Origin of the sequence: Cupriavidus sp. UYPR2.512 (assembly GCF_000379565.1) — a bacterium.
Classification (GTDB): domain Bacteria; phylum Pseudomonadota; class Gammaproteobacteria; order Burkholderiales; family Burkholderiaceae; genus Cupriavidus.
On the sequence record NZ_KB903173.1, the window covers coordinates 150,640 to 171,037 of the forward strand.

The 20,398-nt window shown below is 62.0% G+C and carries 17 protein-coding genes and 2 pseudogenes; 10 read left to right on the top strand and 9 right to left on the bottom strand.

Features of this window, described 5'->3' with window-relative positions:
* Positions 1-41 precede the first annotated feature (41 nt).
* Positions 42-983 (bottom strand): dihydrodipicolinate synthase family protein, encoded by a 942-nt coding sequence (locus A3A5_RS0131460; RefSeq protein ID WP_018314420.1) that lies wholly within the window; start codon positions 981-983, stop codon positions 42-44.
* A 20-nt stretch (positions 984-1,003) separates the two neighbouring features.
* Positions 1,004-1,891, bottom strand: a complete 888-nt coding sequence (locus A3A5_RS0131465) for an IclR family transcriptional regulator (RefSeq protein ID WP_018314421.1) — start codon at positions 1,889-1,891, stop codon at positions 1,004-1,006.
* A 669-nt stretch (positions 1,892-2,560) separates the two neighbouring features.
* On the opposite strand from A3A5_RS0131465, the gene A3A5_RS39615 reads away from it, so the two are divergent.
* Both A3A5_RS39615 and A3A5_RS45170 read left to right on the top strand, forming a co-directional pair.
* Complete coding sequence (locus A3A5_RS39615; protein ID WP_081624029.1) at positions 2,561-3,637, top strand: MFS transporter; 1,077 nt, start codon at positions 2,561-2,563, stop codon at positions 3,635-3,637.
* A gap of 70 nt (positions 3,638-3,707) precedes the next feature.
* Positions 3,708-4,133, top strand: a complete 426-nt coding sequence (locus tag A3A5_RS45170) for a hypothetical protein (RefSeq protein ID WP_232431498.1) — start codon at positions 3,708-3,710, stop codon at positions 4,131-4,133.
* Here A3A5_RS45170 and A3A5_RS0131480 read toward each other — a convergent pair.
* Positions 4,025-5,092: a porin gene (locus tag A3A5_RS0131480; RefSeq protein WP_026201325.1), complete on the bottom strand. Its 1,068-nt coding sequence runs from the start codon at positions 5,090-5,092 to the stop codon at positions 4,025-4,027. The two genes, A3A5_RS45170 and A3A5_RS0131480, sit on opposite strands and share 109 nt — an antisense overlap.
* Positions 5,093-5,296: 204 nt before the next feature.
* On the opposite strand from A3A5_RS0131480, the pseudogene A3A5_RS42350 reads away from it, so the two are divergent.
* A pseudogene (locus A3A5_RS42350) lies at positions 5,297-5,437 on the top strand (helix-turn-helix domain-containing protein); the annotation flags it as partial.
* Between the two features lie 365 nt (positions 5,438-5,802).
* Here A3A5_RS42350 and A3A5_RS0131485 read toward each other — a convergent pair.
* Entirely contained in the window at positions 5,803-7,422 is a 1,620-nt protein-coding gene (locus A3A5_RS0131485; protein ID WP_018314425.1) for a methyl-accepting chemotaxis protein, read from the bottom strand.
* 572 nt (positions 7,423-7,994) lie between these two features.
* Complete coding sequence (locus A3A5_RS0131490) at positions 7,995-8,519, bottom strand: universal stress protein (RefSeq protein WP_018314426.1); 525 nt, start codon at positions 8,517-8,519, stop codon at positions 7,995-7,997.
* A 1,073-nt stretch (positions 8,520-9,592) separates the two neighbouring features.
* Here A3A5_RS0131490 and A3A5_RS0131495 point away from each other — a divergent pair.
* Together A3A5_RS0131495 and A3A5_RS0131500 are read left to right on the top strand one after the other, a co-directional pair.
* Positions 9,593-10,273, top strand: coding sequence for a type IV pili methyl-accepting chemotaxis transducer N-terminal domain-containing protein (locus A3A5_RS0131495; RefSeq protein WP_018314427.1), 681 nt, complete (start codon positions 9,593-9,595; stop codon positions 10,271-10,273).
* Between the two features lie 8 nt (positions 10,274-10,281).
* Positions 10,282-11,082: a type IV pili methyl-accepting chemotaxis transducer N-terminal domain-containing protein gene (locus tag A3A5_RS0131500; protein ID WP_018314428.1), complete on the top strand. Its 801-nt coding sequence runs from the start codon at positions 10,282-10,284 to the stop codon at positions 11,080-11,082.
* Positions 11,083-11,124: 42 nt separating this feature from the next.
* On the opposite strand, the gene A3A5_RS43735 is transcribed toward A3A5_RS0131500, so the two are convergent.
* Both A3A5_RS43735 and A3A5_RS0131505 read right to left on the bottom strand, forming a co-directional pair.
* On the bottom strand, positions 11,125-11,334 hold the full coding sequence (locus tag A3A5_RS43735) for a hypothetical protein (protein ID WP_157637344.1): 210 nt from the start codon (positions 11,332-11,334) through the stop codon (positions 11,125-11,127).
* A 58-nt stretch (positions 11,335-11,392) separates the two neighbouring features.
* The gene (locus A3A5_RS0131505; RefSeq protein WP_018314429.1) at positions 11,393-12,316 is read right to left on the bottom strand and encodes a LysR family transcriptional regulator; all 924 of its coding nucleotides are present in this window, start codon (positions 12,314-12,316) and stop codon (positions 11,393-11,395) included.
* A 161-nt stretch (positions 12,317-12,477) separates the two neighbouring features.
* On the opposite strand from A3A5_RS0131505, the gene A3A5_RS0131510 reads away from it, so the two are divergent.
* The 3 genes and pseudogenes from A3A5_RS0131510 to A3A5_RS39620 all read left to right on the top strand — a co-directional run.
* Positions 12,478-13,764, top strand: coding sequence for an MFS transporter (locus tag A3A5_RS0131510; RefSeq protein WP_018314430.1), 1,287 nt, complete (start codon positions 12,478-12,480; stop codon positions 13,762-13,764).
* 12 nt (positions 13,765-13,776) lie between these two features.
* The gene (locus A3A5_RS0131515; RefSeq protein WP_018314431.1) at positions 13,777-14,526 is read left to right on the top strand and encodes a creatininase family protein; all 750 of its coding nucleotides are present in this window, start codon (positions 13,777-13,779) and stop codon (positions 14,524-14,526) included.
* Positions 14,527-14,603: 77 nt separating this feature from the next.
* A pseudogene (locus A3A5_RS39620) lies at positions 14,604-14,951 on the top strand (RidA family protein); the annotation flags it as partial.
* Between the two features lie 236 nt (positions 14,952-15,187).
* On the opposite strand, the gene A3A5_RS39625 reads toward A3A5_RS39620, so the two are convergent.
* Positions 15,188-15,898, bottom strand: coding sequence for a Crp/Fnr family transcriptional regulator (locus A3A5_RS39625; protein WP_051108595.1), 711 nt, complete (start codon positions 15,896-15,898; stop codon positions 15,188-15,190).
* An 83-nt stretch (positions 15,899-15,981) separates the two neighbouring features.
* A complete protein-coding gene (locus tag A3A5_RS0131530; protein WP_018314434.1) occupies positions 15,982-16,677 on the bottom strand; it encodes a TetR/AcrR family transcriptional regulator in 696 nt (231 codons plus the stop codon).
* A gap of 291 nt (positions 16,678-16,968) precedes the next feature.
* On the opposite strand from A3A5_RS0131530, the gene A3A5_RS0131535 reads away from it, so the two are divergent.
* Both A3A5_RS0131535 and A3A5_RS0131540 read left to right on the top strand, forming a co-directional pair.
* Positions 16,969-18,693, top strand: a complete 1,725-nt coding sequence (locus A3A5_RS0131535) for an AMP-binding protein (RefSeq protein WP_018314435.1) — start codon at positions 16,969-16,971, stop codon at positions 18,691-18,693.
* A 94-nt stretch (positions 18,694-18,787) separates the two neighbouring features.
* Entirely contained in the window at positions 18,788-20,395 is a 1,608-nt protein-coding gene (locus tag A3A5_RS0131540; RefSeq protein WP_018314436.1) for a carboxyl transferase domain-containing protein, read from the top strand.
* The last annotated feature ends 3 nt before the right edge of the window (positions 20,396-20,398 follow it).

Sequence of the window (20,398 nt, forward strand, 5' to 3'; positions counted from 1 at the left end):
GATTGCGGCGCCAAGAGGCCTTGCGCGTATCTGCTTCGGGATCAGGCGGCTGCTTGTTGCGTGATGCCGGCGTGTGCCAAGGCGGATTGGATTGCGGCCAACTCAGCAGCCGAAGGGGCGTGGGTCGGCGGACGCACCGTCCCATCGCGAAGGATGCCAGCCAACGCCATGGCCGCTTTCATGCGGCCGTGCGCCTCGCCAGTCGGCTCGCCGGCGCCATATACCGCGTCCTTAAGCGGGTTGATCAACGCTTGCACACGCATTGCCTCACGCAAGTCGCCGGCCTTGACGGCCTTGAGCAGGTCATTGATCAGACCGGGGATCAGCGATGCGAAGCCAACCAATGCACCGTCCAGGCCCTGCACCATCGACGCCAACAGGTATTCGTCGTGGCACGTCATGAGAACCTTGGTCGGATCGGCCTCGCGGATCGCCTTGATGTCACGGGCGTACTTGTTCATCTCACGCTCGCCCATCTTGAAGGCCTTGACGTAAGGCAGCTTGGCAAGTTCGGCAAGCAATTCGCTGGAGTAGGAGCCACGCGTCCAAGCCGGGTAAATATGCACCACCAACGGCAGGCCGCTGGCCCTGCCAATGGCTTCGAAGTAGTCGAGGCAGTGTTCCGGCTTGAAGCCGAAGCGCAGCCAATGGTGCGGCGGCATGATATCGAGTCCCGCGGCGCCCGCTTCCGTGGCCCAACCGGCCTGTTCCACGGCATCGTTGATGCCTTCACATACGATGGACGAAATGACCGGGCAGATTCCCTTGGTGGCGTCCGCGGTGATGCGCGTCACTTCGGCGCGCTCACGCGGTGTCAGTGAGAAAACCTCACCGGTGTGACCATTGGTCATCAATGCAGTCACGCCTTCCTGAGCACCGAGCCACTTGGCAAAGCGCCGCAATTCCGGTTCGTTGATGCTGTAGTCCGCGTTGAAGGGAACCGCGATGGCAGGAATGATGCCGTGGAAGTTGATATCGGACACGTTTGTCTCCAGGGAAAAAGCTAGCGCCTAAGGCGCAGACGAGGGGTTGGGGAAGCAGCGGGCGGCATATCGGGAGCGATAAAGCCACCAGAAGATTGCAGCGAGCGGGAGAGGCTGGCCGCGGCCTCGACGACTGCAGGCGCCGTGGCGGATTCGAATTCATCGAGAGAAGTGTTCAAGGCAGGCGCAGCGACGCTAAGTCCAGCGATGGGCACGCCGTCCACATCGAGCACCGGGGCGGCGACCACAAAAAGACCGGACACCGTTTCCTGGTTAGAGACTGCGTAGCCCTGGGCACGCACCGACTTCAGGCGTTCAAGAATGGTGTCGAGGTCCGTCTGCGTGGTCGGTGTCAGCTTTTGACGCGGCTGTGCCTCAAGCACGCGGATCTGCGTCTGCTCTGGCAGCCAGGCAAGGATTGCATAACCGACAGCCGTGGAATAAGCGGGTATCCTGCTGCCGATGCGGATATCCACCCCGAGGCGCGTCAGCCCCGCCAGGACACGCTCGGTGTATAAGACATCCGCGCCATCGAGAACTCCAACGGAAGCGGCTTCATTGACCTCTCCGACCAGCTCGCGGAGGATCGGCCGTGCACGCGTACGAAGATCCGCATGGGCAATGGCGTTGAAGCCAAGGTCTAATACTTTCAGGGAAAGCCTGAACAGGCGTGTGTCGGGCACGCGTTGTACGTATCCGATGTCAACCAGCGTGTTGAGAAACCGGAATGCCGTGGCGTTATCCAGTCCAGAGCGGCGTGCTACCTCGGCCATCGTCAGTTCGGGCTCCTGGGCCGAGAACGCTTCGAGGATGCGAAAGCCCTTCGCCAGCGACTGCACCGTGTTCTTGGATGCGTCGCCTGCGCTGGTCGTCTTCGAAGCGGATCGGAAGGATTTCTCGGTTGCCATGTCAATCTCCACTGTGAGTTCGGAATCCGAATTTTAATTCGGGAGCTTCACAGAGGAAAGCCCAGAAGGGTGTCGTCACGAGCCGTAGGCATTCTTCTATTCATCCGCTCCGGTACGAAATTCGGATTGCGAATTTAAGTTCGGAATACTGGCTTAAAAAATCGCCAGTTGCGCCTGGCTCACTTCTATCGCGAGTCAAATTCGGAATGCGAACTTTGATTCGCGATATATGAGACATTGTAGGCAGCGCTTCCCCACTTTCGCAAGGAGGAAGAAATCGGGATTTTTACTGAGTCGGGCCATGGATTCGCCGATTCGAGGCATACGTGCATTATTCGCCATTCCGCAGCACCAGTGGATCTACTCCTGCAGGCATCGCAATTGGTGCCTGTCTGCGGCACCACCCCTCGCGTGTGCGACGTGATGGTCATCGTCGACGCCTGCTGGTTTCGCCTGGTTGGCCAAAGCCAGGCCTCAGACACCCGCATAACAGCCAAAGTCAATAGCGGATCAGCAGCCGCCTCCCGCGAGATCCGCACGCTGGCGCATCCCTACTCCTCGACGCGGACTTGCCGCTCCTTGGCCGCATTCTTGTCCATTTTGGCCGCATGAGCCGCTGCCTGCCCGAGCAAGGCGCATGCGCCCTCGGCACGACGCTGGGGCGCCGGCATCCTCAGCGACCGCTACGGCCGCGCCCGCATCCTGGTGTTTGCCATCATCTGGTTCACGTTGTTCGGCGTGCTGGCGGGCTTTGCCCAGACGTATAACCAGTTGCTGATCGCCCGCACATTGCAGGGCCTCGGTTTTGGCGGCGAGTGGGCGGTGGGCGCGGCGCTGATGGCCGAAGTCATCGATGCCAGGCATCGCGGCAAGGCCATGGGCTACGTGCAGTCGGGCTTTGCCCTGGGCTGGGCGCTGTCGGTCGTCGTGGCCACCCTGCTGCTGGCGTGGCTGCCTCCGGAAACGGCGTGGCGCGTAGCGTTCTGGAGCGGCATCATTCCCGCGTTTATCGTCCTCTTCATCCGGCGCCATATCAAGGATGCGCCGATGTTCGAGCGCGCCCGGAAGAGTCATGCACCGCGCGCTTCGCTTGCCTCGGTATTTAACCGCAAGTACGCCCGCTCCCTGATCCTGTCGAGCGTGCTGGTGATCGGGCTGCAGGCCGGCTGCTACGCCATCCTGGTCTGGCTGCCCTCCTTGCTCAGCCAGCGGGAAGTCGCTGCTGCGTCGAAGATCGTCACGGTTTTCATCATGGCGTTTGGCTCATTTTGTGGCTTCGCGGTGGCCGCCGATCTTTGCGATCGCATCGGTCGGCGCCCCACGCTGATTCTGCTGTCGATCTGCGCATGGATCGTCACGGTCAGCTATATGCTGCTGCCGCTGAATGCCACTCTCACCGCTATCCTGGGTTTCCTGGTCGGCTTCTCTGCAATCGGCATGTTCGCCGCCCCGGGGCCCTTCCTCAGCGAACTGTTTCCCACCCATGTGCGCACCACTTGCATGGGCTTCGCCTACAACGTGGGCAAGTCGGTGGGCGCGGGTTCCATCGTCGGTGTCGGCGTGCTGTCCACCCACATCGGCCTGGCCAATGCCATGGGCGCATTCTGCCTGGTTGCCTATACCTTCGCGGTGTTCGGCATCCTGCTGCTACCCGAGACGCGCGGCATTGCCATCGAGAACATCGGCGGAGAGAACGATCACAATGAGGCCGCGCCGCTGGGCAGCCCGGCGCGGGCGCAGACCTGACATACGGCGCTGTCACAACCGCAAGCGCAGGACCAAGATACCAACCAAATTTGAGTCAAAAGGAGCCGACATGATTCGCCTGCTGTACCTGCTGGTCAGGCCTGAGGGCATGTCCGACGAAGCCTTCCGCGCGGAATGCCTGCGCCACGATGAGATGTCGCGCGATGTGCCGGGCCTGCACAAGTATGAGGTCCGCCTCCGCAAGGACTGGTTCGAGCATGGAAAGACCTTCATCGGCCAGCTCAAACCCTTCCGTACCACGCCGGTCTCTGGCGAAAAAACGGCCGGCATTTCTGCCGGCCAAACGTCCTTAACAGGGAAAGCTAAGGTCGATATGAAGTTGTCACGGGCACGCCAGGGAGCGCACCTCTTCCTGCGGGTAGAGAATCAGAAGCGATGGCGCATGCCAAGCATGGCGCCGGTCTGGTTTTGGCCTGGCACCGTATTGGGCGTACTGGTTACACCGAAGGTCGCATTGCCCTTGTTGTTCACGTAGCCGAGCAGCAGGTACGCGTCAGTGCGCTTGGACAACGCGTAGTCGGCGTTCAGCACGAACATCCACGAATCCTTGCTGTCGGTGCGGGCGTCGGTATAGTAAGCCGCACCGGTCAGGGTAAAGGCAGGAGTGAACTTGTAGTTCGCGCCAAGCCAGTACAGATTGTCGTGACGGGCCGTGCCGGTCGTAACTTCGTCACGCATCCAGCGGTAGCCGCCAAACACTTTGGCCGCACCAACGGCATACGACGTACCGATCGCGGCACGCTTCGCGGCGAGGTCCGCAGAAGCAAGGGTGCTGCCCTGGAATTGGTCGTACGCGACGCCCACCGAGAAAGGCCCGTTCGCATAGGCCAAACCACCGCCAAAGTTGGTGCCGACCTTGAAGTGGCCCGGCACTTCGCCACCAAGGCCCGCGTTGACGTCACGGCCGAAACTGTAGAAGCCCGTCGCCGTCAAGCCGCCAAACTTGCCGGTGTATTTGATGGCGTTGTCGGCACGGCCGTTGAACTGGTTGTCGACCGAATTTAGCGAGTACATCGGTCCCACCGCCATCGGATCATAGGCACCAAACAGGTCATACAGCGAGTTTTGCTGACGACCGAGTGTGACGGCACCGAATTTGCCCTGCAGGCCAACATAGGCCTGGCGACCGAACAGTCGGCCGCCCTGCGCGGATTTACCGCTATCGATATCGAAGCCGCTTTCCAGCACGAAGATGCCCTTCAGGTTGCTGCCGAGGTCCTCGACCCCGCGCAGCCCCCAGCGCGAACCTGAGAGGCCGCCGGAAGTCACACCAACGACCGAGCCGCTACCGTTAGCACCACCATTGACGTGGTTCTGGAAACTGATGCCGGCATCAGCGATGCCATAGAGCGTCACGTTGGACGACGATTGGGCCAAGGCAGAGCCGGACATGGCGCACGCTGCGGCTGCCACTGCGAAGAGAGCTTTTTTCACTGTCCATTCCAAATTTTTTTGAGCGAAGAGTCCTGGCGGTGGCGTCACGGCTTGCACGCGAGCCGAAACCACCCACCGACGCGGCCGCCAGATAGTGCGACAGGAATGTGACAGTAATGAGTAAACAATTATGCCGTGTCAGATACAATAATTTCACAATTACGAACAATGTACCCGGGGCTGCTGGCTGCTCGGCCGCAAGTCAAACCCAAGATGACCGATAGCAAGATTGAGTCGGCCAAAAGGCTCTTGGCCAGCGGCGTCCCACCCAAGGACGTGGCCAAGAATCTCGGCGTATCCGTTCCTACGCTGTACCGCTGGGTGCCAGCTTCAACGCACGCTTAACTCCGATTTTCCTGTTTCGTGGCCCGCACGCCGGTGCTGCGTGCAATTCGTTTCAGGGCGCGGCGGAGGTGAGTACTGCCCCACGCGGCAAACAACGAACATAGGGCCACATACACCCGCGGAGCCGGCGAACTGCAAGACGCCACTTCTCACCGCCGCCTACTGGGAAATCAGCAGCCGCATCGCGGAGCTGACGGGAAGACTCCGTGGCAGAGCCGCCGATCCAGCACTTGGCAGACTTCCAGAGCTCGGCGACGAGCTTCGCCGGGCGTAGACGAGAGCGTGCAAAAGATGGGGGCGGCGAACCGACAAGGCGAAACTCGCACCATCGATTTGAATCTACGTCGGTCTCCCATCAAGATATATCAGACCTTGAAGCGAGAGACGCCGCTGCGCAGGTCGTTGGACACCAGCGTCAGCTCGTCGATGGACTGGCTCGACTGGCGCAGCGATTCCACGGTCTGCTGCGCCGCCTCGGACAGCTGCACCAGCGCCTGGTTGATCTGCTCGGCGCCGCCGGCCTGGGCCTGCATGCCTTCGCTGACCATCTGCACGCGCGGCGCCAGCGACTGCACCTGCGCGATGATTTGCGAGAGCTGGTCGCCCACCTGCGTGACCTCCGACATGCCGCGGCGCACTTCCTCGGAGAACTTGTCCATGCCCATCACGCCGGCGGCCACGGCGGACTGGATCTCGCGCACCATCTGCTCGATATCGTAAGTGGCGACCGCGGTCTGGTCGGCCAGGCGGCGGATCTCGGTCGCCACCACGGCAAAGCCGCGGCCGTATTCGCCGGCCTTCTCGGCCTCGATCGCGGCGTTCAGCGACAGCAGGTTGGTCTGGTCGGCCACCTTGGCGATGGTGGTCACCACCTGGTTGATATTGCCGGCCTTTTCGTTGAGCGTGGCGAGCTTGGCATTGACCGAGCCGGCGGCGCCCATCACATGCTGCATGGTGCCTTCCATGCGCGACAGCCCCACCTGGCCGGTGCCGGCCAGCCCGGCCGCCTGCTCGGCTGCGCTCGAGACTTCATGGATGGTGCGAACCAGGTCGCGCGCGGTGGCCGAGATCTCGCGCGAGGTCGCGCCGATCTGCGTCGTGGTGGCGGCGGTCTCGGTGGCGGCGGCCTGCTGCTGGCGCGCGGTCGCGGCAATCTCGTTGACCGAGGTAGTGACCTGGATCGCGGTACGCTGTGCCTGGCCCACCAGCGAGGTGAGCTCGCCGGTCATCTGGTTGAAGCCTTCCTCCACCGCCAGGAACTCGTCCTTGCGGCGCAGCGCCATGCGCGGCCGCAGGTCGCCGCCGCGGATTTCGGACAGCAGCTTGACGATGGACTGCATCGGCACCGTGAGCGCGCGCAGAAGCAGATAACCGCAGACCATCGCTGCCAGCGCTGCCACGAGCAAGGATACTTCGATCGTGTGCCTGGCCAGGCCGACTGAGCCAACAATATTGGCCGCAGCGTTTTCGGCCGTGCTGTCATTATCGTGGACCACGGCCTGCAGCGCCTTGATGCCATCGTTCCAATGCGTGTGGAGAGGGCCGCGCATGATGGCATCGGCCGCCACAGTGCCCGCCCAGGCGGCGGGATTGCTGAAAATACCGGCAGCGCGGTCGTAATTGGCGCGGACCTCCTTGTAAGCGTCGAAGCGCTTACGGTCTTCATCGCGGAAAATGGTCGTCTCATAGTCACGCTCTTGCGCATCCAGGCGTTGCCTGGCTTCGTGGCGCTGTTCAAAGTAGCGGCGGCGCTCGCCCTCGCTATCCGCGGTCAGGGTGTGCCAGCTCAGTACATAGAGTTCATTCCATGTCGCAAGCAGCGCCGTGCTATAGCGAAGGCCAGGGAGGGCATCCGTTTTCATGACGCCGACATTGCGATCGATGGCTGATAGCCGGTTGTGTGCCACGCCCCCCATCAGCGCCATGACCAAGAGGATGAAGGCGAAGCTCGCCAGGATGCGGGTGCGGATAGTCAATTGGTTCACGGCCCAGACCTCCCTTCTGTTCTTGTTGGACGTTTGCGCAACAAATGCCTATCGCGCCACAATTTGAGTCGCCATGGCGGAAGACTGCGACGCGGCATCACCAAATAGCTATGTCGCCCAGAGTACTGTACCGATCACCTCATTTCAATGTGTCAGCGCCAGCCAGGCGCCTGCGAAGAACCAAGGCCAGAGAATAGCGTGCACACCGACTTGGGATCCTTGCAGCGCTGAAGCGACCGCCGTGCGGCAAGCGCACCGAGCGCCTGAAACAACCCCGACTGGTTGGGAACATCGAGTCCGAGCACGACGTTCGCCTCGCACAGGAGTTGTCCGATAGCCTGCGCCTGAGGCCGAGCCGGGTAGGCAAGCGCAGGGCCACGAATTGAGCCAGCGCGAATCACGTTGCGCCAGGCATCAGTCGGCTCAGGCGGAACTTCAACCAGTTCCCCCACTTCCGCCCCGGGGGCAAGGTCAGTAATGAGGCTCCATCGGACTGGCGCGGCGGCGCGCACCGGATGACAAGCCTGAATGGGATCCCACCGTGAGGTAGGCTTTGTATCGGCTAGACACGGCTACATATGGAATGCAGGTGGATAGACGACAAGCGTGGGGCGTGCATGACTGGTGCTTGGACGATGCACCGTAAACTCAGATGGGATTTGCGCGTGCGGGGCGTTGATCAGCGTGACGGGAACCGGGGATCGTCGCATGGTCTTCGCCGGCGTACCCGCGCCTATCAGGGCCAGGACCCGCGACCACGCTGACAGGCCTAGAACGATACCGTCGCATTGGCAGGCCTGCGCGGCGTTCAGTATCGTGTTCGCAGGTGAGCCGATCCCTATCTGCGCCACATACTTCACACCGGAATCTTCAAGGATCTCGGCTGCGGATGCCAGTGCAGCTTCGCCATCCTCGCGCTCCCGCTCACGCAGCTTGGCGAGGGAGTGATAGCCAGCGGCTCTTCCATTCTCAATCGGGGCTTGCACATTGAGCAGCACAATCTGAGAGACGCTGCGCTCTCTATAGAGGAATGCTGCATGCCGGACAGCCCATAGCGAACTGTCGGAGCCGTCAACAACGACGAGGAGCTTGATCATGGCGGTTCAACACTGGCATCGGGACCGCGTCGGCCAGAATTTGCCGACACAGCGAATCCCCATGCAACCAGCGTACGCGAGGGCGCGTTTAGGCCGCATCAATTTATCGCGCCATCGCATAAAAATTCGATAAAGAAAAGCCGGGCGACGGCCACTTTTCCCCATTTTGATGCCGGGCCCCGCCACGGGCATTGGTACGGCAATCCGGCCCTCTGTGCCGGCGGCGGTACTGCTGCCCATTCATTACACGATGGCTAAGACGCCGTAAAGTGCTGCCTGGCTTTCGGCCGGAGAAATTCTGATGTCCTCCCAATTCGTGGGCCTGGTGATTTCCTGCCGTGCCCTTTGCCACCATGTGGAACTTCGACTTGCCGCGCGGCATCGTTCCGCCAACGTCAGGCCGGCCGTCAGTTGTGCTCCAGCGACTCAGACGAACTGCGCTGGCCACAAGCTATCGCGCCTCTGGCATATGGGCGCCTTACGGCCGATGGGTTCTTAATGCTCCCAGCAGCGCAGTTGAGGTAGCAAACCAAATTAAGAAGATTGTCCCTGGCTTGTTCGGCTTCGCGGCTCGATTTCGGGTCAAGTTCCTCACGCAACTCAAGCAGACGGAACAGCGTTTCAGCGAGGTTCTGCCAACGCACCGCCTGACCAGTCCAAACGTCACTGCGGAAACGAACATAGGTATCCCAAAGCTCGAACGCCGATCCTTGGGGTCTCGAAGTTAGGTGCACGGGGCCATTGACCGACGGCGCATCGCCGTGACGCATTTGGCACGAAATGAGTGCGGCGGCCTCATCCCGCCCTGTCAGGACCCTGCTCCGTGGCTCGCCGCGACTCGCGTGAGGTATGGCACACATATTGCGAGAGGGAACACGGGCCAATGGCGGCCTTTAAACAAACAGGCAAGTCGCGATGACGCGCTCCGAAAGGGGCGGCTGGGCAAATGGCGCTCCGAAGCAAGGTGACAACGAACGGGAAACGCGGTTTGCGGGCACTGGCTTCGAGGCGCTTTTTTGATTGCCGGTCAACGCGGATGCGCATCTGTTTCGACACCACCTGCAAGGCAATGGATGAATATCTCCTCCACTCAGTCACCACAGGCCGAAGTGTCAGCTGAGACCATCGGTGCGTTGATCAACCTTTCCGGACGGCAGCGCATGTTGTCGCAACGGATCGTGCTCCAGATGCTGCTCGCCTCGCAAGGGGATCGAACTGCCCGCGAAAGCGCTCGCAAGTGCCTGTCGACGTTCGAATCCGCGCATTCGGATCTCGTGACTGGCAATGAGCGTTTGCCGGGCGCATTCTCAGTGGCGTTGCAACAACTGTACTTCGGCAATGCGCGTGCCGATGCACGGATCCGTGAATTCATCGCCCAGGCCCGGACCGCAATCGACGCGCCACCGGCTGACACCGCCGGGCGAACATCCTCCCTCAATGCGCTCGTGATGCAGGCCACGCCAATACTGGACCTGCTTCAGGTCGTCACGCAGGCCTACCAGGAGGAAATGCATGGTTGCGAGCTTGCCGTGCGCAAACGCCAGGCCGACCTCGTCGAGCGCCTCAGCAACATTTCGATGCAGGCAAACCTCGTCGCAATGAACGCACGCGTCTCTGCAGCACGGGCGGGAGAGTACGGCAGGGAGTTCTCCGTCATCACGCAGGTGCTGGCGGACATCGTTAAGGAAATGGATCAACTGGTGCGCCATCTCGTCAGCTCAAGCAACGCGTCCAAGGGCTCACCTCGACATTGATATGGAAAATGACCTTGAAACGTTACCTCTGTTCCTACTGCTTGATTCTCTGCAGCCTCGTGGGGCTTGCTTCAGCCGGGACCGCCTTCGCCGAAGCGCTGACCCTCCACTCGGCGATCAACAAGGCGGGCCGCCAGCGCATGCTTTCTCAGCGTATGGCCAAGGCATATTGCCAGGCGGGGCTTGGCGTCGAAGTGGAACGTTCGAGGAGGATCCTCGACGAGTCTGTGGCGCTCTTCGAGAGGCAACTCGCGGATCTGAAGGCGTTTGCGCCCACGCCTGAAATCAAGGACACCTATGACAGGCTCGGGCAGGCGTGGATCGTCTATAAGCAGTTGCTAACCGGCAGCGAGCCGAATCCCGAAAACGCGAAGAAAATTGCAATCTCCAGCGAGGACGTACTGAAGCTTGCGCAGCAAGGAACCGTACAATTCGAACGGCATTCCGGTACCGCAGCAGGCAAACTGATCAACGTTGCCGGCCGACAGCGCATGCTTTCGCAGAGAATCGCCAAGGCCAGCATGTTCCGCGCCTGGGGTATCACCTCCCCGCAGATGGCCCAGGAACTGGACAGTGCCGCCAGAGAGTTCGCGTCCGCGCAGGAACTTCTCACCGTAGCGCCGCAGAACACGCCGGCAATCCGTAGTGAACTGCAGCTTGCCGGTTCTCAGTGGCTCTTCTTTGACGAGGCACTCAAACAGACCGCAGGCAGTCGCGCGGAGCAGCTGAGAAACATCGCCACGACCAGCGAGCGGATTCTTCAGATAATGGATGGCGTCACGGGCATGTACGAGGGAATGGCCAGATAACGGAATCCGTCGGCCTCGCGGAACGCAGACGCGGCGCTTCCATCAGGTATGACCACATTTCATTGGCGCGATGCCCCTCTGTGCTGGCTCCATGGTTTGTGGGGTTTGATGCTTGGCGATTGGCGCTTCCTTGACGGCATCCCACAGCGCATGACTCAGGTAGCGCGTGATGCGTGCCTGGGTCGGGCCGCCGTAGAATGCACCCAAACCGGCAAGGTGACGCGCGATATCGGCACATCGGATCTGACGCAAGGACGAAATGCGATGAGAGATCTGTTCGACGTGTCGCGCAAGCCGTAGCGGGCGGAGCCTACTGGCCGCCCTGCGCAAACATCGGCATGTCCCGCAGGATATGTTCGAGCAGCTTGAGTGCCGCCGCCGGTAACGGCCGTCCGGCCTTGGCCAGCAAGCGCGCCTGGGTGCCCCTGAACAGCGGATGATCGATCGGCACCACCGTGAGCGTGCCGGCAGCGATTTCGCGATACGCGGCAAACTCGCCGCCGATCAGCGTCATGTAGTTTTCGTAGGCAACAAACTGCTTGAGCGCCGTCAGTGAATTGGTGACCAGCGTCGCCCGGATCCTGATGTTCTCCGCGAATTCGAGCATCTTGGCGGCGTGCCCGACGCCGAATGACGCCGGCATCATGGCCAGCGGCCACGACAAGATGTCTTTGACGCTGGCCGCGCCGCCACGCAATGCCAAGGGATGGTCGGGCCGCACCAGCAGCCCGACCGGCTGCGACGAGCTCGCCAGATACTCGATGCGCGGATGTGGCGGCGGATTGAAGGCAAGTCCGATGTGCGCGCGACTTTCGGCCACGGCGTCGAGCACCTGATCCACGCCGAGGATCTCCATGCCGATGTCGAGCTGCGGGTACTGCGCACAGAACGGCGCCAGCACTTCATTGACCAGCCCATCCACGTACCCCTCGCTCAGGACCAGCTGGACCTGCCCCTGCTGCAGGCCCTTGAGGGCATGGAGCTGGTCCTCGAGCTTCTCCTGATGTGATCGGTAGCCGCGCCAGAACTCAAGCAGATGCGCGGCGGCCTCGGTCGGCCTGACGCCACGCGCCTGTCGCTCGAACAGCGTCGTGCCAAGTTCGTCCTCGAGCAACCGGATCTGCCGGGTGATCACCGATGGCGATGTGTTGAGACTCTCCGCAGCCCCGCGAATGGTGCCTTGCTCAAGCACTTCGCGGAAGTAGCGCAGCCGCTGCTGATTGATTTCACGCATGTCGAATCATCCACTTGGCCGATGACAGACTCACACCATACCCGATGCGTTGCCCGGAAGACAACGAAGTGTGGACATGGTTGCTGTTGGTGATTGCCCTTGCCGCTGCCACTATCCGATTCATCAACACGGTACCCACATAAAAGACATTGGAGACAGGCATGCTGGTGATCCCGAGCGAAAGCGCAGTAGACGGCGCCTCAACCCTCTACAACAAGATCAACTGGCGACTTCTGCCGTTCCTGCTGATCTGCTACCTGTTCGCCTATCTCGATCGCGTCAATATCGGCTTTGCGAAGCTTCAGATGCAAGGCGACCTCGGCTTTTCCGATGCCGCATATGGCGTGGGCGCGGGGATCTTCTTTATCGGCTACGTGCTGTTCGAGATACCGAGCAACCTGATGCTCCCGCGCATCGGCGCACGCAAGACTTTCAGCCGCATCCTCATGCTCTGGGGCATCACCTCGGCTTGCATGCTGTTCGTGCGCAATGTGCCGATGTTCTACGCCATGCGTTTTCTGCTCGGCATCTTCGAAGCAGGCTTTGCCCCGGGCATGATCTACTACCTGTCCTGCTGGTACGGGCCGCAGCGCATGGCGCGCGCGATTGCGATCGTGTTCCTTGCCGGCCCGCTCGGCGGCATTGTCGGCGGCCCGGTCTCGGCATGGCTGATCACCGCGCTGTCAGGCACCGGTGGCCTGGCCGGCTGGCAATGGATGTTCCTGGTCGAAGGCCTGCCCTGCATCGTGCTCGGCGTGCTCGCCCTGTATTTCGTGCCGAACCGTCCCGCCGACGCCGCCTGGCTGACCGAGCAGGAAAAACGCCAGCTCGCCAACGAAATCGGATCCAGCGCGGCGCACAATCACTCCTTCCTGGCCGTGGCTCGCGATGTCCGGGTCTATGTGCTGGCCCTGGCGTACTTCTGCATCATCGCCGCGATCTATGCGATCAGCTTCTGGCTGCCGACCTTCATCAAGGCCCAGGGTGTGAACGACACCGTGCAACTCGGCTGGTACTCGGCCCTGCCCTATGTCGCCGCGGCCTTCGGCATGTACTACATGGGCCGCCGCTCGGACCGGGTCGGCGAGCGCCGTTTCCACAGTGCCGTGCCCGCAACCGTCGGCGGATTGCTGCTCGCCGCGTCCATCCTCGTCGACGGCAATCTTGCGGCATCGCTGGTGTTGCTCACGCTCGGTACCTGCGCGCTGTGGATGGCCTACACGGTGTTCTGGGCCATGCCTTCCGAATACATCAAGGGCCCGGCGGCCGCAGGCGGCATCGCACTGATCAACACGATCGGGCTGTCAGGCGGCTTCTGGGGCCCGGCCATCATCGGATGGGCCAAGACCGCCACCGGCAACCTTCACCTCGGTGTGCTGATCCTGGCCGCACTGCCAATCATCGCCGCACTGATCATCCTCGCCAACAAGCTGCCCGCAAAGCACTAACAAGGAGTCGCCATGCTTCTACATCTGTCCACCTGGTCCGAAATCGAGCAGTTCCTCAAGCGCAGCCGCACGATCGTCGTGCCGATCGGCTCCAACGAACAGCACGGCCCGACAGGGCTGCTGGGTACGGACTGGCTGTGTCCCGAAATCATCGCGCGTGAATCGGAAAAATTCGCCGATATCCTCGTGGCCCCCACATTCAATATCGGCATGGCCCAGCATCACCTCGGCTTTCCCGGCACCATCTCGCTGCGCCCGTCCACGTTCATCGCCGCGATCGGCGACTGGACCCGCTCGCTGGTGGTGCATGGTTTCGAAAAGATCCTGTTCCTGAACGGCCATGGCGGCAATGTCTCGTCGATTGATGCCGCGTTCTCCGAGTTGTACGCCGAAGCAAGTTTTGCGCGTCGCCGTGCCGGCTTCGCACTGAAGCTCTGCAACTGGTGGGATCTCGAAGGCGTCGGCGAACTGGCACGAGACCAGTTCCCGACCGGCCACGGCGCACATGCCACGCCTTCGGAAATTGCGATCACGCAGTACGCCTTCCCCGATTCGATCAAGTCGGCCGACTATGCGCCGCCGATTGCCCCGACCGGCCCGATCCGCGAAGCCCTCGACTTCCGCGCCCGCTTCCCGGACGGACGCATCGGTTCCGATCCCGGCCTGGCAACGCGCGAGAAAGGCCGCGCACTGGTCGAACTGGCCGCGCAGTCCCTGGCGCGCGAACTCGAAGCCTTCGGCCGCGAGCCGATGCCGGACTGAAAGCGGTGCGCCGGCGCCACATGGCTCGCGATAACGCGCCGTGGCGCCAGGCATCTCGCCCTCTATCGACAAACATCATGCAATCACACGATATCCACCAAAGACTGAAAGCACTCGACATCGGGCTGTCCCCCGCAGGCGCGCCGGCTGCCGCGTACGTAATGAGCGCGCAGAGCGGCAACCTTGTCTACCTCTCCGGCCACATTGCGAAGAAGAACGGCAACGTCTGGGTTGGCAAGCTCGGCGCCACGATGTCGACGGACGAGGGGGGCGCCGCGGCCCGCGCAGTCGCGATCGATCTGCTGTCGACACTACAGGCCCACACCGGCGACCTGAATCGCGTTAAACGCATCGTCAAGGTCATGTGCCTGGTCAATTCAACGCCCGACTTCACCGAGCAGCATCTGGTCACCAACGGCGCAACCAGATGAACGCCCCCACTCCTTCCTTCTGTCTTACCCTCGTCGGCCTGTACGCCCATGCGACCACAACATGCTTTGTCTTCGACGTACCGATGGCCTGAGAGCAAGTCGCGCTAGTGCAATGTTCCATTCCCCTTGGAACTTACTAATATTGTTCACCATCAAGCTTCATACGAAGCCGACATGCTGATCACCCTCTACGCCATCACAATCATCAACGTCCTCGTCGCAGCCGGCCGTCAGCCCTCAGGCATCGATGCCGGACTTTGCTGTCTCGGGTCGATGCCTCGTCCAAAAGCATGCAAGGCTGGGACATCCAGTACATGGATCGTGCCATATTGCATTCGAACCAGGCCGGCTGCCTCCAGTTCGTGCAGGGCGCGATTCACGACCTGGCGGGACAGACCGCACAGACGTGCGATTTCCTCCTGTGAAATCCGCAGGACGTCAGACGTAGCCGTACACAGTGCCGGGTTGAACAGTTCCGCGACGCAAATAGCTACCTGGGCCGTGGTTGTCTGCATGCGGTAACTCTCCACGACCGCAACAAACTGGCCGAGTCGCGCGTTCAACTGGCGCACCAGATACTGGTTGAAGCTCAGGCTTGTTTCGAACAGCCAGTCAAAGGTCTCTGCTGGCACCAACGCGATCCAGCTGTCGCGCAGTGTGACCACTTCATAGGGACGAAGCTCGTGCTTGAGCAGTGACCCTTCTCCCAGCCATCCGCCAGTTGAAACGCCGATGAACGTTGTTCCACGGCCATCCGGCGATACGGTGTTAACCTTCACCATTCCGTCCAGCACGCCAACCCAATGCAGGGCCGCTGCGCCTTGCTGGCAGACCAGCGACCCCGCGGCGTAGCGCGACACGCAGGTTTCTCGTTCAACGCGCCCGCGCTGCTCTGCAGAGAGATGTCGCGCCCACGGCGCTTCCAGCAGGCGATCGCGCATGGCGACGTATGAATCCGGCAAGAGTCCCTCGTAAAAACCAGGCTAGTTGTTAGTAAACCGGCGCTTCCAAGGGGCGCCACGCGTCAACCTTTGCCCGCCCTTCTCAATGCCGCGCCGACTTCTCCATAGAATACCCGCAACTTCTCCACCTCGACATCCACAGGCAGCAAGGCGGGCCACAGCAACGCAACCATATCCCTGGCCGTTTTCTCGATATCCACCTGCCGCTGCCGGGCGATCGCGTCCCACAGGATGTGCTCCATCGGCCCGAGAATTGCCGAGCGCAGCAGACTCAACGGCAGGTCATCCCGAATCTCGCCGCTGTCCCGCGCCCGCGCCAGCAAGTCCATCAACGGCGCCGTATAGCGGCGCTGCAGCGGTACGAACACCTCTCCCAGCCCCGGCCCTTTAGCACGTCCCTCTGACAACACCAGCGCACACAAGCCCGTCCCCTGGATCAGGAACAACCTCAGGTGTGTGCTGACATAAAACTCCAGCTGCACCTTGGTGCTCTGCCCGTGCGGCATGCCTTGTTCCACGGTGCCGATGATCTCGTCATACCAGTCCTCGATCACGCGTGCGCATAGCTCGCGCTTGCCATGGAAGTAGGTGAACACCGTGCCCTCGGAGATGCCCAGGCGCTGGGCGATCTCGGTGGTCGTGGTCCGCTCATAGCCGAGTTCGGCGAATACCTCGCGGCTGACGCGCAGGATGTCCCGGATGCGTTGTTCCGCCTTGGCGCCCGCCGGCACACGGCGGGGCGATGTGACGTCTTCCATCTTGATTGAGTCCTTGCTTGCCCAAAGGCGAAATTATAGGGCCGGCTCAACCCAGACTTGAGCATTGCTCAATTTTAGGTTGTCATTTCGATCAGCACCATGTATTTTTCAACCATAGCACCAACAGGCGTCAGGCGAACCTCGGAAGATGCTTCGAAATCCGAGCAAGCATCCACCAATATCCGGGGAAACCCGGAGGCGCTGCCCCAAAATTCATCGATACGATATTTGTTGAGTGATACTCACAAATATACAAGCGAGACGAACCACAACCGGGCTTTGGAGACAAGTATGACGATGCAGGCCGAGTCCTCTCCCACCATCCTGCCGATTGGCGGGTTGTCGCATGTGAGGGGGGACACCACCATTCCGCTGTCGGAGCAAACCGTGCCCGAGTTGCTGGCGCAAACGGTGGCTGGCTACCCCGAGCGGGAAGCCGTTGCCTTTCGCGAGCAAGGGGTGCGCTGGAACTGGCGCGAATTCTCCGACGCCGTGGACGCACTGGCGGCAGGCCTGCACACGTTGGGGCTGGAGCGCGGCGACCGGATTGGAATCTGGTCCCCCAACCGGGTCGAGTGGCTGGTAACCCAGTTCGCCACGGCGCGGCTGGGGCTGGTACTGGTGAACATCAATCCCGCCTACCGCCTGTCCGAGCTGGAATACGCGCTGAACAAGGTGGGCGTCAAGGCGATCGTCGCGGCGGAAGCCTTCAAGACCTCACGGTACCTGGAGATGCTTCAGGTGCTCGCCCCGGAACTGGCCACATGCGCGCCGGGCGCACTGCAGGCGGCGCGGCTACCGGCACTGCGCTGCGTCATCCGGATGGGCGACGACCATACGCCGGGGATGCTCCGCTATGCCGATGTGATGGCGCGCGGCACAGGCGTGGCGCGGTCGACGCTGGATGCCATCACGGCACAGCTGGATCGCCATGATCCGATCAATGTGCAGTTCACCAGCGGCACTACTGGTGCGCCCAAGGGCGCCACGCTGACCCATCGCAATATCGTCAACAACGCACGCTTCATTGCCATGGCGATGCGTTTCTCCGAGCAGGACAAGCTCTGCATTCCGGTGCCCTTCTATCACTGCTTCGGCATGGTCCTGGCGGTGCTGGCCTGCGTGTCCTCCGGCGCGGCAATGGTGTTCCCCGGCCAGGCCTTCGAGCCCGAAGCCACCCTGCAGGCAGTCAGCGAAGAGCGCTGCACGGCACTGCATGGCGTGCCGACCATGTTCATTGCCCAGCTCGATCACCCGAATTTCTCACAGTACGACTTCTCTTCCCTGCGCACCGGCATCATGGCAGGGTCACCCTGCCCCATCGAAACCATGAAGCGCGTGGTGTCGCAGATGCACATGTCCGAGGTGACCATCGCCTATGGCATGACCGAGACGAGTCCGGTCTCCTTCCAGAGCAGCACCACCGACCCGCTGGACAAGCGCACCACCACTGTGGGCCGCATCCAGCCGCACCTCGAGGTCAGGATCGTGGATGCGAAAGGTGCCACGGTCCCGGTAGGCGAAACAGGCGAGCTGTGTACCCGCGGCTATTCGGTGATGCTGGGCTACTGGGATGACGAGGCGCGTACCGCCGAAGCCATCCGCGACGGCTGGATGCACACCGGCGACCTCGCCACCATCGACGCGCAAGGCTACTGCAACATCGTCGGCCGCGTGAAGGACATGCTGATTCGCGGCGGCGAGAACATCTATCCGCGCGAGATCGAGGAGTTCCTGTTCCGCCACCCCAAGGTCCAGGCGGTCCAGGTGTTCGGCGTTCCCGACAACAGGTATGGCGAGGAGGTCTGCGCGTGGATCGTGCTCAAGCCAGGCGCGAGCGCCACGGAGGATGAGATCCGCGATTTCTGCCGCGACCAGATCGCGCACTACAAGATCCCCCGCTACATCCGCTTTGTCGACGAAATGCCCATGACCATCACCGGCAAGGTACAGAAATTCGTGATGCGCGAGCGCATGACGCAGGAACTGAAGCTGAGCGAATCCAGGACGGCCTGACGCGCTGGCGCTGGCGCCGAGCCTTTGGCCGCACGCCTGCCCTCTCCATCTGCCGACCGACAACACCATCTCGCGGCACACCAAGTAGCACGATATGCCAACCATCGAAACCAAACTGAACGCCCGCTCCGAATCCTTCAAGGCCAACGCCGAGGCCATGCAGGCCCTGGTAGCCGACCTGGAGGCCAGGATTGCGAAGCTCGCCGAAGGCGGCGGCAAAGACGCGCGCGACAAGCACCTGTCGCGCGGCAAGCTGCTGCCGCGCGAGCGCGTGCAGCAACTGCTGGATCCGGGCACGCCGTTCCTGGAGCTGTCGCAGCTCGCGGCCTATGACATGTACGACCATGCCGCGCCGGGCGCGGGCATCATCACCGGCATCGGCCGCGTGGCCGGGCAGGAATGCGTGATCGTCTGCAATGACGCCACCGTCAAGGGCGGCACCTACTACCCGATGACGGTCAAGAAGCATGTGCGCGCGCAGGAGATCGCCGAGGAGAACAACCTGCCGTGCATCTACCTGGTGGATTCCGGCGGCGCCAACCTGCCCAACCAGGACGATGTGTTCCCGGACCGCGACCACTTCGGCCGCATCTTCTACAACCAGGCCAACCTGTCCAAGCGCGGTATCCCGCAGATCGCGGTGGTGATGGGCTCGTGCACCGCCGGCGGCGCCTACGTGCCGGCGATGAGCGATGAGTCGATCATCGTCAAGAACCAGGGCACCATCTTCCTCGGCGGGCCGCCGCTGGTGAAGGCGGCCACCGGCGAGGAAGTCAGCGCCGAAGACCTGGGCGGCGCCGACGTGCATACGCGCCTGTCCGGCGTGGCCGACTACTTTGCGCAGAATGACCACCACGCGCTGAGCCTGGCGCGCAATATCGTGCAGCACCTGAACCGCCGCAAGCCGGACCAGATCCGCCTGCACGAGCCGGTCGAGCCGCTGTACCCGGTGGAAGAGCTGTACGGCGTGATCCCGACCGACACGCGCAAGCCTTATGACGTGCGCGAGGTGATCGCNCGCCTGGTCGACGGNTCCGAGTTCGACGANTTCAAGGCGCGCTACGGCACCACGCTGGTGTGCGGCTTCGCCCGCATCTGGGGCTACCCNGTCGGCATNNTNGCCAACAACGGCATCCTGTTCTCCGANTCNGCACTCAAGGGCGCGCACTTCATCGAGCTGTGCTGCCAGCGCAAGATCCCGCTGGTGTTCCTGCAGAACATCACCGGCTTCATGGTGGGCCGCAAGTACGAGAACGAAGGCATCGCCCGCAACGGCGCCAAGATGGTGACCGCAGTGGCCACCGCGCAGGTGCCCAAGTTCACNGTGATCATCGGCGGCTCGTTCGGTGCNGGCAACTACGGCATGTGCGGGCGCGCCTATTCGCCGCGCTTCCTGTGGATGTGGCCGAACGCGCGCATCTCGGTGATGGGCGGCGAGCAGGCCGCCAGCGTGCTGGCCACGGTGCGCCGCGACGGCATCGAGGGCAAGGGCGGCACGTGGAGCGCGCAAGAGGAAGAGGCGTTCAAGCAGCCGATCCGCGACCAGTACGAGCACCAGGGCCATCCGTACTACGCCAGCGCGCGGCTGTGGGACGACGGCGTGATCGACCCGGCGCAGACCCGCACCGTGCTGGGCCTGGGTCTTTCCGCCAGCCTGAATGCACCGATCGACGAGATGAAGTTCGGCGTGTTCCGCATGTAATCC

What these genes read in the sequence shown, in the direction of transcription:
- A3A5_RS0131530 (WP_018314434.1), bottom strand. Translation starts at nt 16,677, where the DNA reads ATGGAAGACGTCACATCGCCCCGCCGTGTGCCGGCGGGCGCCAAGGCG.
- A3A5_RS39625 (WP_051108595.1), bottom strand. Translation starts at nt 15,898, where the DNA reads ATGCGCGATCGCCTGCTGGAAGCGCCGTGGGCGCGACATCTCTCTGCA.
- A3A5_RS0131505 (WP_018314429.1), bottom strand. Translation starts at nt 12,316, where the DNA reads ATGCGTGAAATCAATCAGCAGCGGCTGCGCTACTTCCGCGAAGTGCTT.
- A3A5_RS45170 (WP_232431498.1), top strand. Translation starts at nt 3,708, where the DNA reads ATGATTCGCCTGCTGTACCTGCTGGTCAGGCCTGAGGGCATGTCCGAC.
- A3A5_RS0131495 (WP_018314427.1), top strand. Translation starts at nt 9,593, where the DNA reads ATGAATATCTCCTCCACTCAGTCACCACAGGCCGAAGTGTCAGCTGAG.
- A3A5_RS0131465 (WP_018314421.1), bottom strand. Translation starts at nt 1,891, where the DNA reads ATGGCAACCGAGAAATCCTTCCGATCCGCTTCGAAGACGACCAGCGCA.
- A3A5_RS0131515 (WP_018314431.1), top strand. Translation starts at nt 13,777, where the DNA reads ATGCTTCTACATCTGTCCACCTGGTCCGAAATCGAGCAGTTCCTCAAG.
- A3A5_RS0131500 (WP_018314428.1), top strand. Translation starts at nt 10,282, where the DNA reads ATGACCTTGAAACGTTACCTCTGTTCCTACTGCTTGATTCTCTGCAGC.
- A3A5_RS0131490 (WP_018314426.1), bottom strand. Translation starts at nt 8,519, where the DNA reads ATGATCAAGCTCCTCGTCGTTGTTGACGGCTCCGACAGTTCGCTATGG.
- A3A5_RS0131510 (WP_018314430.1), top strand. Translation starts at nt 12,478, where the DNA reads ATGCTGGTGATCCCGAGCGAAAGCGCAGTAGACGGCGCCTCAACCCTC.
- A3A5_RS0131535 (WP_018314435.1), top strand. Translation starts at nt 16,969, where the DNA reads ATGACGATGCAGGCCGAGTCCTCTCCCACCATCCTGCCGATTGGCGGG.